This is a genomic window from Rothia gullae (assembly GCF_024294905.1).
Taxonomy (GTDB): Bacteria; Actinomycetota; Actinomycetes; order Actinomycetales; family Micrococcaceae; genus Rothia.
In genome coordinates this window covers 130,418-143,930 of sequence record NZ_JANCOC010000003.1, presented here as the reverse complement: position 1 = coordinate 143,930, position 13,513 = coordinate 130,418, and the positions used below count along the sequence as shown (strand labels likewise).

The 13,513-nt window shown below is 60.0% G+C and carries 11 protein-coding genes; 5 read left to right on the top strand and 6 right to left on the bottom strand.

The window, feature by feature from the left end; all coding sequences use genetic code 11:
• Window positions 1-25 precede the first annotated feature (25 nt).
• Genes NML54_RS03270 through NML54_RS03255 form a run of 4 tightly spaced genes read right to left on the bottom strand, consistent with a single transcriptional unit; the run spans window position 26 to window position 7,134 of the window.
• Window positions 26-1,894, bottom strand: coding sequence for an ABC transporter ATP-binding protein (locus NML54_RS03270; RefSeq protein ID WP_254755890.1), 1,869 nt, complete (start codon window positions 1,892-1,894; stop codon window positions 26-28).
• Window positions 1,894-3,936 carry an ABC transporter ATP-binding protein gene (locus NML54_RS03265; protein WP_254755889.1) on the bottom strand — a complete coding sequence of 681 codons (2,043 nt, stop codon included), beginning with the start codon at window positions 3,934-3,936 and terminating at the stop codon, window positions 1,894-1,896. Before NML54_RS03265 ends, NML54_RS03270 begins: the two co-directional genes overlap by 1 nt.
• Window positions 3,936-4,949 carry a metallophosphoesterase gene (locus NML54_RS03260; RefSeq protein WP_254755888.1) on the bottom strand — a complete coding sequence of 338 codons (1,014 nt, stop codon included), beginning with the start codon at window positions 4,947-4,949 and terminating at the stop codon, window positions 3,936-3,938. The genes NML54_RS03265 and NML54_RS03260 overlap by 1 nt, the downstream gene beginning before the upstream one ends.
• 40 nt (window positions 4,950-4,989) lie before the next feature.
• On the bottom strand, window positions 4,990-7,134 hold the full coding sequence (locus NML54_RS03255) for a transglycosylase domain-containing protein (RefSeq protein WP_254755887.1): 2,145 nt from the start codon (window positions 7,132-7,134) through the stop codon (window positions 4,990-4,992).
• Window positions 7,135-7,300: 166 nt separating this feature from the next.
• Here NML54_RS03255 and NML54_RS03250 point away from each other — a divergent pair, with 166 nt between their 5' ends.
• From NML54_RS03250 to NML54_RS03240, 3 genes are all read left to right on the top strand, one after another.
• On the top strand, window positions 7,301-7,504 hold the full coding sequence (locus NML54_RS03250; RefSeq protein ID WP_005504647.1) for a DUF4177 domain-containing protein: 204 nt from the start codon (window positions 7,301-7,303) through the stop codon (window positions 7,502-7,504).
• 185 nt (window positions 7,505-7,689) lie between these two features.
• A complete protein-coding gene (locus NML54_RS03245) occupies window positions 7,690-8,172 on the top strand; it encodes a RidA family protein (protein ID WP_254755886.1) in 483 nt (160 codons plus the stop codon).
• Window positions 8,165-9,340: an NUDIX hydrolase gene (locus NML54_RS03240; protein ID WP_254755885.1), complete on the top strand. Its 1,176-nt coding sequence runs from the start codon at window positions 8,165-8,167 to the stop codon at window positions 9,338-9,340. Before NML54_RS03245 ends, NML54_RS03240 begins: the two co-directional genes overlap by 8 nt.
• A 145-nt stretch (window positions 9,341-9,485) precedes the next feature.
• Here NML54_RS03240 and NML54_RS03235 read toward each other — a convergent pair whose 3' ends face one another.
• Window positions 9,486-10,163 carry a Crp/Fnr family transcriptional regulator gene (locus NML54_RS03235; protein ID WP_254755884.1) on the bottom strand — a complete coding sequence of 226 codons (678 nt, stop codon included), beginning with the start codon at window positions 10,161-10,163 and terminating at the stop codon, window positions 9,486-9,488.
• A 491-nt stretch (window positions 10,164-10,654) separates the two neighbouring features.
• On the opposite strand from NML54_RS03235, the gene NML54_RS03230 reads away from it, so the two are divergent.
• Window positions 10,655-11,833, top strand: coding sequence for a MarP family serine protease (locus tag NML54_RS03230; protein ID WP_254755883.1), 1,179 nt, complete (start codon window positions 10,655-10,657; stop codon window positions 11,831-11,833).
• A 138-nt stretch (window positions 11,834-11,971) separates the two neighbouring features.
• On the opposite strand, the gene aroQ is transcribed toward NML54_RS03230, so the two are convergent.
• The gene (aroQ, locus tag NML54_RS03225; RefSeq protein WP_254755882.1) at window positions 11,972-12,412 is read right to left on the bottom strand and encodes a type II 3-dehydroquinate dehydratase; all 441 of its coding nucleotides are present in this window, start codon (window positions 12,410-12,412) and stop codon (window positions 11,972-11,974) included.
• 131 nt (window positions 12,413-12,543) lie between these two features.
• Between aroQ and nth the strand changes: the two genes are divergently transcribed.
• A complete protein-coding gene (nth, locus tag NML54_RS03220; RefSeq protein ID WP_254755881.1) occupies window positions 12,544-13,464 on the top strand; it encodes an endonuclease III in 921 nt (306 codons plus the stop codon).
• Window positions 13,465-13,513: the final 49 nt, after the last annotated feature.

Below are 13,513 nucleotides of genomic sequence, written 5' to 3'. Positions count from 1 at the left end.
GGTCAGGGAGAGGCAAATAAAGTTTCTAGGCTTCAGCCTCCTGAACCTGATTCAGCTCATCCCAGGAGGCGTACATCGCCGTAAAACGACCACCGGAGGCCATCAGCTGCTGCGGGGAGCCATCCTCCACCACGGAGCCCTCATGAATCACCAGCACACGATTAGCACCCAGAACCGTCGAGAGGCGATGCGCAATCACCAGCGCCGTACGCCCCGCCAACACGGTTCGCAGCGTCGCCTGTACCGCACGCTCACTCGGAATATCCAGCGAAGCTGTCGCCTCATCCAGAATCAGTACCCGCGGATTCGCCAAGAACACGCGAGCAAAGGACACCAGCTGACGCTGACCCGCCGACAGTGTAATACCGCCGCGACCCAGCTGTGATTGGTAGCCCTCACGCAGACGCTTAATGAACGCATCAGCGCCCACCGCCTTCGCGGCAGCCTTCACCTGCTCATCGGAGGCCTGCGGGTTACCCATGCGGATATTCTCCAGAATCGATGTGGAGAACAGGAACACCTCCTGGGTCAGCATGAGCACCTCACGGCGCAGCTGCGCATCCGCCAGCCGGCGAACATCCACGCCGTCAATACGCACCTGACCGGCTGAAACATCGTAGAAACGAGCCACGAGCTTAGCGATCGTCGACTTACCGGCACCCGTAGCACCCACCAGCGCCACGGTCGTACCCGGCTCAATGCGCAGGGTTGTCTCCTTCAACGCGTGACGATCCGACGTGTATCCAAAGACCGCCGAATCCAGCTCCACCAGGGCACCGTGAACCGCGCCGGACGCGCCCTCAGTAGCGCTAGACTCAGAGGCAGACTCTACAGCGTGCTCATACGGATGCTCCGGCTCAGCAACTTCCGGCTCCTCAGCCAAGAACGACGACAGCTTCTCCAGCGCAGACATCGCCGACTGGAACAAGTTGTAGAACTCAGAAAGCTGCATCACCGGCTCAAACACGCGGTTCGCGTAAATCACCAGCGCCAGCAGGGTACCAATCTGCATGGTGCCGCCCAGCACCGCATAACCACCCAACACCAGTGCACCGGCAATAAACACATTGCCCAAAAGCATCAGCACAGGCGAGTAAATGCCAAAAATCTTAATTGAATCCATCACCGCAAGGCGGTAACGCTCCGACGCCTGAGCGTACTCATAACGCATCTGCGCCTCCGCACCAAACGCCTTCACCGCACGGATACCCGTAAAAGTCTCCACAAAACGGCTCGTCAAATGCGCAGACTCGGTACGCATCGTACGGAAAACCGGCACCGCAGCCTGCTGGAACCAGCGCGTCAAGAAATAAATCGGCACGCCCATGACCAGCATGAACAGACCAATACGCCAATCCAGAAGGAAAATAGCGACCGCAGAAATCACCATGGAAAGCAAGGTAATCGCCAACTGGCTGATGCCGCTGTCCAAGAAGCTGCGGACCGTATCAATATCGCTGGTCAAACGCGAAATGACCTTGCCCGAGGTGTACCGCTCATGGAACGACACGCTCAGCGACTGCGCGTGACAGAACACCCGCTTACGCAGGTACACCACCACGCCCAGCGACACACGTACCGTGTACGCCACGTTGACCCACGAAAAAATCGCGGTCACCGCGGTAGCCGCCACAAAGAACGCCAGCAGGGTCAGCAGGGGAGAGGTGTCCCCCTGCTTGAGCGGTTCAATGGAACTATCCAAAACGCGGGCAATCAGAATCGGTGCAATCGCCGAGGAACCCGAGACCAAAAGCACCGAAATAATCGACAGAGCTAACGCCCCACGATGCGGGTGCAGCATCTGGCGTAGCAGCGCCATCGAGCGTTCACGGGTCTCCGCGCGCTCCTGCGGGCTCATCTGCTCCCGCGGCTCCGCCGGACGATGATGGGCCATTAGCCCTCCTCCTCCATCGTCATCAGCTGCCGGTACTGCTCCGAAGAGTCCATCAGCTCAGCGTGAGTGCCCTCAGCGACCACAGAACCATTAACCATCAGCAGCACACGGTCCGCCAACGCGACGGTAGAGGGGCGGTGCGCCGTCAACAGGGTAGTAGCGCCGCCCAGTCCCTCCAGACCCTCGCGCAGGCCGGTAATAATACTCTCCTCGGTGTTCACATCCAACGCCGAGAACGGGTCATCCAGCAGCAGCACGGAGGGGCGCTTCGCCAAAGCGCGCGCCAATGACAGACGCTGACGCTGACCACCCGAAAGGCTCAGACCCTCCTCACCAATGACGGTATCCAGACCCTGCGGAAGCTCCGCCACGAAATCGCACGCAGCCAGCTGCAGCGCGGTCTGGAGGGTTGCCTCCAGCTCTTCTGCGGCGGGGTAGTCCTCATCCACGGTGCCGTGCACGTACTGCTCGGCAACGCCCATCAGCACGTTCTCGCGAACCGTGCCGGAGAAGAGCACCGCCTCCTCAAAGACGAACGCGGTCTGGGCGCGCACCTCCTCAATAGACATGTCGGCGGTGTCTCGGGTGCCAAAACGCAGGGAACCGGAGGCCGGCTCGTAGAAACGCGGAACCAGCGACAGCACGGTCGACTTGCCGCTACCGGTTGCACCAACCAGCGCCAGAATCTCACCCGGGAAGACCTTGAAGTTTACGTCCTTCAGCACGGAAACTGCGGGTGCCTTCGTCTCAGAAGTAGCTTCAGATTTTGCCTCAGTGGTAGCCTCAGCTGGCGCCTTGGCAGCATCGTAGCTGAACTGAACGTGATCGAAAGTGACAGATACTGCGCCACCGCTGGGGTACTGCATAGTTTCCTTCCCGGAGCCGCCCTCGGCAGACACTCCAGCTACTGTTGACGAATCAGAAGCACCCTGCGGATGCTCGGGCCCAGACACAGCCGCGGAGCCACGAAGCAACGGTACTGCCTCAAAGCCGGGCTCGCCCATAACCTCGTTGTGGCGTTCCAACGCCACCTTATAGCTTAAATAGGCAGACATCAGCGCGGTCGAGCGCGTCACGTGGCTGAGCACGGTCGTCTGCACCGCAAAGTAGGCGGTCATCGCGCCCAGGCTCAAGGTGCCCGCCGCAACCTGCGAAGCGCCCACAGCCAGCGCCACCGCCGTAGAGACACCCACAATCAGGCCCTGGTACAGGGCAACACGAGCCACCAGCATCGACCTGCCGTACTCGCGCACCTGCAGAGCGTCCACCGACTCGGAATATTCCTGAATCTGCTCGGGGGAGCGGCCCAGCGCCTTAATCACGCGGATGCCGCGCACCGACTCCTCAATACGGGTGGAGAGGTCGCCCGTTATCTGCTGAATCTCATGTGAAGCGCGGTAGTACTTGCGGGTGAAGTTCACCAGCGACAGCACCAGAATCGGCACGCTCACCACGAACACCAGCGCCAGCGACGGCGAAGAACGCAGCATGAAGAAGCCACCGACCAGGAACATCACCGCAACAGTCAGCAGTTGCACAATACCGAAAGACAACCAACGGCGAATCGTACTCAAATCGCTCATGGAACGGGTCAGTAACTGACCGGAGGGCCAACGATTCAGCAGAGAAAGCGGGGCACTGAGCAGGCGATCAAAGAAGTTCATGCGCATGGACAGCTCAATCGTGGAGGTCGGGTCCACAATCAGCCAGCGCCTCCAATACATGAAGGAGGCGTGCGCAATACCCAGCAGAAGCACCAGACTGCCGGCAATCCAGATGGCGCTCTCGGTGGTGCTCTGCGAGAGATGATCCACAATAATCTGCAGTACCTGCGGGATGGAAATCTCAAGGGCACCGGCACCGAACGCCAGGAGTAGACCCACGCCCCAGCGCACACGAATCGGACGCGCATATGCGGCGAGGGTCCGCGGGGCACGCTGACCGCGCGCGTAGTTGATCGGGTCAGGGGTCGGTTCGCTCGCCGTCTCCAGGAAAGGGTTACGGCGGCGCTTAGCCGTGCGTGCTGTAGAATCCTCAGACATTAGCGGTGGCCACTTTCTGAAGCGTCGGCTTCACCCTGATCGCGAGCCGTGAGGGTCACCAGGATTGCCTCCGGCGGGCAGAACAGACGGACCGGCGCAAAACGAGAGGTGCCCAAACCTGCAGAAACCTGAACCGGAATACCGGACTGCTCACTGACACCCTTCGCACGCGAAGGCGGCAAATCGCAGTTGCTGACCAGGGCATGACCGCCGGGTAGGCAGACCTGACCGCCGTGTGTGTGGCCGACAAAAATAGCCTGCGCACCGTCCTGCACGAAGCGGTGCAGGGTACGCATATAAGGGGCGTGCGCCACACCGATACGGATGCTCGGCTCGTCCCCCTCATCGAAGGCGCCGGGAGCGAATCCGGGGTGCTCATCGTAACGCAGGTGCGGGTCATCCACACCCGAGAACTCCAGGCGCAGACCCTTGAGGTTCAGCGTGTCGTAGCGGTTAATCAGGCCCGTCCAGCCGCGCGACTCGAAGGCGTCGTGCATCCGCTCAATGGGCAGGGCTACACGCGAGCCTTCCTCAATCATCTGCGGGGTGCGCGGCTGCCAGAGGTAACGTGCCGGGTTCTTGAAAACCGGCGCGAAATAGCAATTCGAGCCGGGAACAAACACGCCGGGGAAGTCCATGAGCGGGTCGAGTGCCTCCAGCAGCGGGCCCATACCGTCCACGTGGGAGAGGTTATCGCCCGTGTTCATCACCAAATCCGGCTCTAAGGCAGCGAGCGAGTGCATGAAGTTAATCTTCTTCTGCTGGCCCGGAATCATGTGCATATCGGAAATATGCAGAATCCTAAAGTCGGGGCTCCCGGCGGGCAGCACCGGCAGGGACTCGGTGCGGAGCTGAAAATTGTTCAGCTCAATAAAGTGCCCATACGCCGCCGTGGCGGCCCCCAAGGCTGCAGTGGCGGCTACCGTCCCCGCTACCTTCTTCAGGAGCTGGGAGGAGCCGCGGGCGCCGGGGACCGCCACGGGGACGCGGGCGTTGACTGCGTTTTCACACATTATCAATCGCCTTTCAGGCTTCAGCTGATGAGCTGTGATTCTAGCTGTACGACAGAATCTTATCGCTGGGGGCGGTGAAGTCCTTCATGTTGTACTTCGGCGCTATCGTCTTCATGAACGATTGCCACTGTGCACCCGCGTAGGTTGCACCATCGACGTATCCGAGGACTCGACCGTTGATACCCACACCGTTCAGGGAGCGGTTGCCGAGGTTATTCGAACCAACCCAAGACGAGGTGGACAGGCCACGAGTGTAACCAACCTGCCAGGTCTGGGAGGAGTTATCGTTCGTACCGGTCTTCGCAGCCGAACCGTTCGGCAGACCAATACCGCGCTGAAAAGCGGAACCGCCGGGCTGGATAACGCCCTTCAGAACCCAGCTGACACCGTTTGCAACGTCCGGATCCAGGACCTGCTCGCACTGGTTCTGGTATTCCTTCATGGTTTCACCGTTGGTCTTGGTGATCTTCTCAATCGGGCGCGGGGTGCAGTACTTACCCTCGGAAGCGAAGATAGCGTACATGGATGCGCTGGTCAGCGGGGAGATACCGTATGTGGTACCACCAATGTTGGTACCCAGATTGGGGATGCTGTGCAGCGGTTCGCCGGTACCGTCCAGAGCGTGCATCTTGATTGACAGGTCGTGCACATCGCACAGGTCAAGCTGGGAGAGCATGCCGTATAGGTACGAGTTCAACGACTGGCGAATACCGTACGCCGCGGTATTGTAGCCTAAGCCACCGTTGAACGCGTTCTTGTAGGACCAGCCGTTCGGCTGACCGGTGTAGTAGTACTTACCGCCCTCGTAGCACTTGGCGTTCCAACCGAAGCTGGTGGGCCAGAACAGCTGGGTACCGTTCACGGTAGCGTTAGCGCCGCGGCCACTGATGAGCCACTGAGCCAGAATAATCGGCTTGAACGTCGAACCGGGCTGAAAGCCGGGGGTACCACCGTACGCTACATCAACGTTGTAGTTGTACTCGGTCTTGGAGTGGTCGTTGGCATCAGCGGGGCTACCGAGCTCGGTGTTCTGCGCCATGGCGATGACGCGGCCGGTGCCGGGCTCAACACTGGTCAGTGCGGAGTTGACGTCGTTCCAGTTGGTTGCAGCCGGCTGGGTGGAGTCCACAGCCTGCTTTGCTACGGTCTGAGCCTCGGGGTTCAGGGTGGTAATCACCTTCAGACCGCCACGCTTAATTGCCGCGTTACGCAGCTCAGCGGTTGCGCCGAGGGACTCATCCTGCAGCAGGTAGTTGACCACGTAGCGGCAGAAGAACGCCTTATCGCCTGCCAGGGAGCAACCCTGGGACTTGGGCTTGACGTTGAGATTAATGTCGCTGGCGATAGCGTCGCTGTATTCCTTATCGGTAATCTTGCCGTCACGCAGCATGGTGCCCAGAACGATGTCGCGGCGTTCACGGGCCAGCTCGGGGTTCACGGTCGGGTCGTACACGTTCGGTGCCTGCACCAGACCGGCAAGAAGCGCGGACTGTGCCACGTTCAGGTCCTTAGCGGAAATACCCCAGTAGTACTGTGCAGCAGCCTCAACACCGTAGTTAGAACCACCAAGGTTCACGATGTTCAGGTAGCCTTCAAGGATTTCGTCCTTGGACTTGCTCTGCTCCATAGAAATCGCAAGCTTCATCTCGCGAATCTTTGCAGCGTAGGTCTTGTTACCGTTCAGGGTTGCGGTAGCATCCTCACCATGAGCCACAGCGGAGTCAACAATGAGGTTGTTAACGTACTGCTGGGTCAGCGTAGATGCACCCTGGCGGCGGCCGCTGTTGGAGTTAACGATGTTGTTCAAAAACGCACGACCGATACCGATAGCGGAGACAGCGCCGTGGTTGTAGAAGTCACGGTCCTCCACCGAGACGATAGCGTCCTTCATATGCTGAGAAATCTGATCCAGCTTGACCGGTTCGCGGTTCTCTTCGAAGAAGGTCGCGATTTCGGTCTTGCCGTCAGCAGCGTAAATAGTAGAAGGACGGGAGGAAATGCCATCGGCAATGTCGTCAGGAAGGTCCTGGAACCATGACATCGACGCGTTCGTGACCATACCCAAGCTCACGGCAGGGGGTACGACAACAATTGCCGCGAGGAAACCGGCAATCACGCTGAACGCGAGGAACTGCAAAAAATCTCCCGGACGGCGACGCGAACGGGTTTTCTTAGATGAAGCCATTCACTCAGTTTATCCCATGAAGCTGTGAGAGAAGGCCCGTCTCGCCACCCCATAGGGACGCGGGTGCCTCAGCCCTGAGAATAAAGCTCCCAAACGCGCCGGACATTGACCGAAACCATAGTAAATCCCTTTTACTTATTCGACCCTGAAAGCTAGTCTAGAAGGTATGAAGAAATGGGAATACGCAACTGTACCGCTGATGATCCACACGACCAAGGCAATCCTCGACAACTGGGGTGAAGACGGCTGGGAGCTCGTAACCGTTCTCCCCGGCGCATCTGCACCTGCTGGCGCAACCCCCGCGTCGAACATGGTCGCTCCGACTCAGGGCAACCCCATCGCCTACTTTAAGCGCGAGAAGGCTGACTAAGAGCAGCGTACCCGGCGGCCACCTCGCTATCCCGGCCCTCCTATAACTAGGGGAGCGTGGGAATAGATGAGGAGGGCCGCCGGTTAGCCGTTTAACAGCTACCTGAATATCAGTAGCGTTTAGATTTACGGCATTTCCCGTATCACCGTTTGTGTGCAAGCACCCGCCATCCTTCTGGAGTAATCATGACTGAATCCCGTATTGAAGCACGTATCCGCGAACTCGGTTACGAACTGCCCGTTGCACCCGCCCCCGTTGCAGCCTACGTTCCGGCTGTTACTTCCGGCTCCTACGTGTACACCTCCGGTCAGCTGCCCTTCGTTGACGGCGCTCTGCCCGAAACCGGTAAGGTGTCCGACTCCGGCGCTGAAGGCTTCGTGATCCCCGAGGATGCAAAGAAGTACGCGGGTATCTGCCTGCTCAACGCCCTGGCAGCGGTCAAGTCCGTCATTGGCGACCTCGACCGCGTGCAGCGCGTCGTGAAGGTTGTCGGTTTCGTGGCATCCGAGGTGAACTTCACCGCTCAGCCCGCCGTTATTAACGGTGCCTCCGAACTGCTCGGCGAAATCTTCGGCGAGGCAGGCCAGCATGCCCGCTCCGCCGTCGGTGTTCCCGTTCTTCCCCTGGACTCGCCCGTAGAGGTCGAGATCATCGTTGAGTATGTCTAATCTGTACACCGGCGCGCTGCCGCTGTCTGCTATTCGTGCTGCCCAGGCTCAGCGGGCAGCACAGAGTGGCGCCCAAAAGACGGTGAACGGTATAGACGGTCACGGATCCAGCGAATCGCAGGATATTAAGACTCTGCCCCTGCCGGTGCAGGAACGCCGCTTCGGTACCCCCACCCCGGCTGAAGGCATGGAACGCCCCCGCATGTTTGCCGGCCGCCAGCCTGCGGCTAACCCGCGAACCTCCTGCATCCAGCGTCTCTACACGATTCCCGAGTTTATGCACACCGCCGCCGAAAGTTGGCGCGAATGCGGCAACGAAGGCACGACCGGCTGCACGATGCGCCAGGCGGCATCCGTTATTTTTGTGCGTGACGGCGACAACGGTCTCGAAACGATTCTGACCTACCGCCCCGGCACCTCTCCGCTGGGTGTGGTCGCGTTCCCCGGCGGCACGGCTCTTTCCGGTGATGATGAGTCTGCATCCTGGGTCGGCCCCGGTGCCGAATACTGGGAAGAGCAGTTCCACTTCTCCGATATCGCTCAGGCACGCCGCAGCGTCATGGCTGCCGTGCGTGAATCCTTCGAAGAGACCGGCATTCTGCTTGCTGGTGAGGACGACCAGGATGTGGTGGAACGCTCCAGTACCCCCGAGTTCATGGCGTGGCGCGAGGCTGTCGCATCGCAGGATAAGAGCTTCTCGCACTTCTTGACTTCCAGCGGCTTGAGTGTGCGCGCCGACCTATTGCGTCCCGTGGCGCGTTGGCAGTCGCCGGATTTCTTCCTCAAGCGCTACGACATCGCCTACTTCAGCACGGCTCTGCCTGTAGGTCAGGACCCGAAGCTGCTGCTCGGTAAGGGCGTGTGGGGTGACTGGCTGAACGTGCGTGAACTGCTTGAAGCCAAGGACACCAGTGAACTGGGCGACCGTATCGGCCAGCCCAATACGGTGGGGCGTACCCTCGACCAGCTCATCACCCCCGGCGTGATGTGCCTACTCGAATCCCTGGCAAAGGCCCAGACTTCCGTGGCCTGGCTGTCTAAGCGCCACAAGATTGAGGTGAAGAAGCCCGTGCTCGTTACCCACAACGGTGCGTGCATGCTCTCCTTCACCGAGGTGGGTCCGGCTACCACCGGTTCCATGTATACCGGCGCAACGGGCGTGCTCTAACAGGGTATTGCATCCGCTCGCTCGTAGGATGAAGCGTTAAAGAAATCAGGAGCCGTTTCCCCATGCAGAGGGAAACGGCTCCTAATCTATTTAAGCTGTGCGTCTTCAGCGAGGGCGTCCTAGAATGCCCTAACTCAAAGAAACCTTAGCGGGAACGCTGGCGCAGGCGGGGCAGATCCAGAATGACAACTGCGCGTGCCTCCAGGCGAATCCAGCCGCGAGAAACGAACTCGGCAAGAGCCTTGTTCACGGTTTCGCGGGATGCGCCAACCAGCTGTGCCAGCTCTTCCTGAGTCAGCTCGTGAGCAACGAGCACGCCCTCGGTTGCGGGGCGGCCGAAGCGGTCAGCCAGGTCCAGCAGCGCCTTAGCGAGGCGGCCGGGAACGTCGGAGAAGACCAGGTCAGCCAGTGCCTCGTTAGCGTGGCGCAGGCGGCGAGCCAGAGTCTTAATAACCTGATCGGAAATCGAGGGATCCAGCTGCTGCGCGCGCTTGAAGGACTCGTGCTTGATGGCAGCCAAGCGGGTCTCAGAAACAGCGACAGCGTTGGTCGAACGGGGCGAGGGGTCGAAGAGAGCCATCTCGCCGAAAACATCACCGGGACCCATAATCGCGACCATGTTCTCGCGGCCGTCAGCGGCGGTGCGGCCCAGCTTGACCTTACCGGAGAGTACAGCGAAGAGCTGGTCGTCCTGGTCACCCTCGTAGAAAAGGACAGCGTTGCGGGAGAGGTCAATCTCCTGAATGTCATCGGTCAGCAGAGCGAAAGCTGCGTCGTCGAGGTTAGCAAAGAGAGGGGTACGACGGAGGATCTCGAGATCCATAAAGTTCTCCTAGATATGAGGTGATGAGCCGAAACTCGTAAATGTTTCAGTGAGTGAGCCCGAACCGGTGCCATACATCTCAACATCTGAAATGTGAGAAGGCTCAAGCTAGTGTGACATATTCAACTGATATGAGCGTACCCTAAAAAAGCTGTTTATGCATTCCGATAGGGCGAGCTTTACAACAAAAGTTATTTCTTCCGAGAAAATTCAAAGCTTACCCACAGGTTCAGCACCTAATATCAGGCATTCAGGTGTGTACTTTTTCGGTACTAAGCACGCAGGCACCCTCATGACCAGGAGGCGCACCGCCTCCATACACGGTACGATGCGACGAGGCAGAAACCCGAGCCCAAACCCCCCCCCGGGAACACAAGCCCGCCGCACCCACCACTGGGTGTTAATGCGCCGTCACACTCACCGGGCACAGCCCGCACCAACCACAATGGGCACACCGTGACCACTTCTACCCACCAAGGAGGCAATTAGTCGTGACGACTGGCATCAACCTGCTTGATATTGCTATCCCCATCACTCTGCTGCTCTACTTCCTCGCCGGAGTCCGCAGCGGATTCTTCACCACCCTCGGAACCTGCCTCGGCCTGGGCTTGGGCGTCTGCGCCGCAGCCTGGCTCGTGCCCCTCGCCGTGGCATCCGTGGGATCCCAGTGGAGCCTCATTACCGCCGTCGGCGTGCTCATCATCTGCCTGACCATCGGACAGTGGCTTGGCCTCATTGCTGGACGCACCATCCGCCGCGTCACCGACATCACCCCGCTTAAGGGCGTAGAACGCTTCTTCGGCGGCGTGCTGAACCTCGCCGCCTGCGCCCTGGTCATGGTCGTGCTGACCATCTCCATGCGCACCGTACCCATCCCGCAGCTCAACACTGCGCTCAGCAACTCCAAGACCCTCTCCTGGATGGTCGCCTCCACCCCCGAGGTCGTCAAGGACCGCATCAACACGGTACGCAATAACATGCTCGCCTTCGGAACCATTCCGGAAGTCAGCCAGCTCATCGCCCCCGAAACCAGCGCCCCCACCGAGACCGTAGAAGCCGCGGCACTGGACCAGGCAGCAGCCTCCGTCGTTGAGATTCTGGGCGCCGCAGAACAGTGCGGCTATACCTCCACCGGCTCCGGCTTCGTGGCGGACAACGGCCTGGTCGTCACCAATGCCCACGTGGTCGCCGGCGTGACCTCCCCGGTCGTACAGGACTCCCGCGGCCGCACCTGGCCCGGCACCATCGTCTACATGGACACCGAACAGGATCTTGCCTTCATCCGCGTTCCCAAGCTACCGCTCGAACCTCTGACCATCGGCACCAACGCCACCGCAGGTAGCCTCGTAACCTTCATGGGCTACCCCAAGGGCGGCCCATTCAAGGCACTGCCCGCCACCGTGCAGGGCATCGGCAACGCCCAAACCATCGACGCCCACACCGGCCGCGCCAACGCCATGCGCCAGGTCTACCAGCTGGCAGCCGACGTGCAGCACGGCAACTCCGGCGGCCCCGTCCTCGACGAAAACGGCAACGTGGTCGGCGTGATCTTCGGTAGGGCAACCACCGGCCAGACCGGCTACGCCATCACCGCAAGCACCCTCAAACAGGCACTGGCCGAAGGTGGCGACAACACCGCCGCAGTTTCCACCGGCACCTGCCGCAAGTAACTAGCGGCTAAATAGCGATAATAGTTCAGGCTCCCACCCTCACACGAGGAACGGGAGCCTGAACTATTTAACAAAAGGAATCGGCGTGCTGGGCTCTTCCGCGAAGTGCTGGGTTATTCCGCCAGGTGCTGCGCTGGGCTATTCGGCGAGATGCTGTGCCAGAAAATCAACCGCCATGACATAGCCGTACGCACCCGCACCGGCAATCACCGCGGTAGCCTGCGGCGACACATACGAATGATGACGGAACTGCTCACGACGATGCACATTCGACAGATGCACCTCAACCACCGGAAGCTCAGCCGCCTCCAGCGCATCGTGCAGCGCCACCGAAGTGTGCGTGTACGCCGCCGGATTGATAATAATCGCCGCGCCACGAGTACGAGCACGCTGAATCTCATCCACCAGAGCACCCTCATGATTCGACTGCATAAACTCAACATCAAAACCATGATCCGCCGCGCGCTCACGCACCATACGCTCAATATCGTGCAGAGTGGTGTAGCCGTACACCTCGGGGCGGCGCTGCCCAAGCAGGTTCAAATTCGGTCCATTAAGCACAAAAATCGTATCTGACATAAAACCAGTGTGGCACAGCAGGCGCCTGCTGAGCGCTAGCCGGCGCGAACTGCCCAGAAAATGATGAGAAACGGGCCAAGTACGGTGAACCTCGCTACCGCCCACACACCCAAGCCCGGTACCCTCGCGCTATGACCGAGAACGCCACCCGCACCAAAGTAGAGAACACCGCGGCAGAAAATAACGCGGCTGAGAAAACCGAATCGCTCCTGCAAATCCGATTCATTCCCGAATTCAAAGCCGCAGCCGCCGCACGCCGCCTCAACGCACGCGCACCCGTAAGCCACCTCGCCACCGTGCGCCGCGCCCGCAAAATCAACCGTATCCTCGGTGAAACCTACCCCTACGCCGTCGCAGAACTCGACTTCGACAACCCCTTCGAACTGCTCATCGCCACCGTGCTCTCGGCACAAACCACAGACGTGCGCGTCAACTCCGTCACCGGTACACTCTTCGCACGCTACCCGGATGCCGCCGCGCTCGCCTCCGCACACACCGAAGAGGTCGAACCCTACATTCAGTCCCTCGGCTTCTACCGCGCCAAGGCACGCTCCATCGTCACCCTCTCCCAGCAGCTCGTAGAACGCCACAACGGGCAGGTTCCCTCAACCATCGAAGAGCTCGTAGAACTTGCCGGAGTCGGCCGCAAAACCGCGAACGTGGTCCTCGGAAACGCCTTCGACGTGCCCGGACTGACCGTAGACACCCACTTCGGCCGCCTCGCCCGACGCATGGGATTCACCACCGCAGACGCCCCCGAGACGGTCGAAAAAGACGTCGCCGAACTTATCGAACGCAAAGACTGGACGCTCTTCTCGCACTGCATGGTCTACCACGGCCGCCGCATCTGCCACGCCAAAAAGCCCGCCTGCGGCGTATGCCCCGTCGCCGACCTCTGCCCGTCCTATGGCGCCGGGGAGACGAACGAACAAGTAGCACGTAAACTCATGAAATACGAAATGGCACCCGGCCGAGAAGACCTGCACCTGCGATTTCTGCAGGGTGCAACCCGCCGCGAACTCATTGCAGAAGGCTACCCGCTCAGCGCCTAACGGCGACTGAGCCGAACTGGAACGCAGCCGCGTAGAAGAGAGATACAGA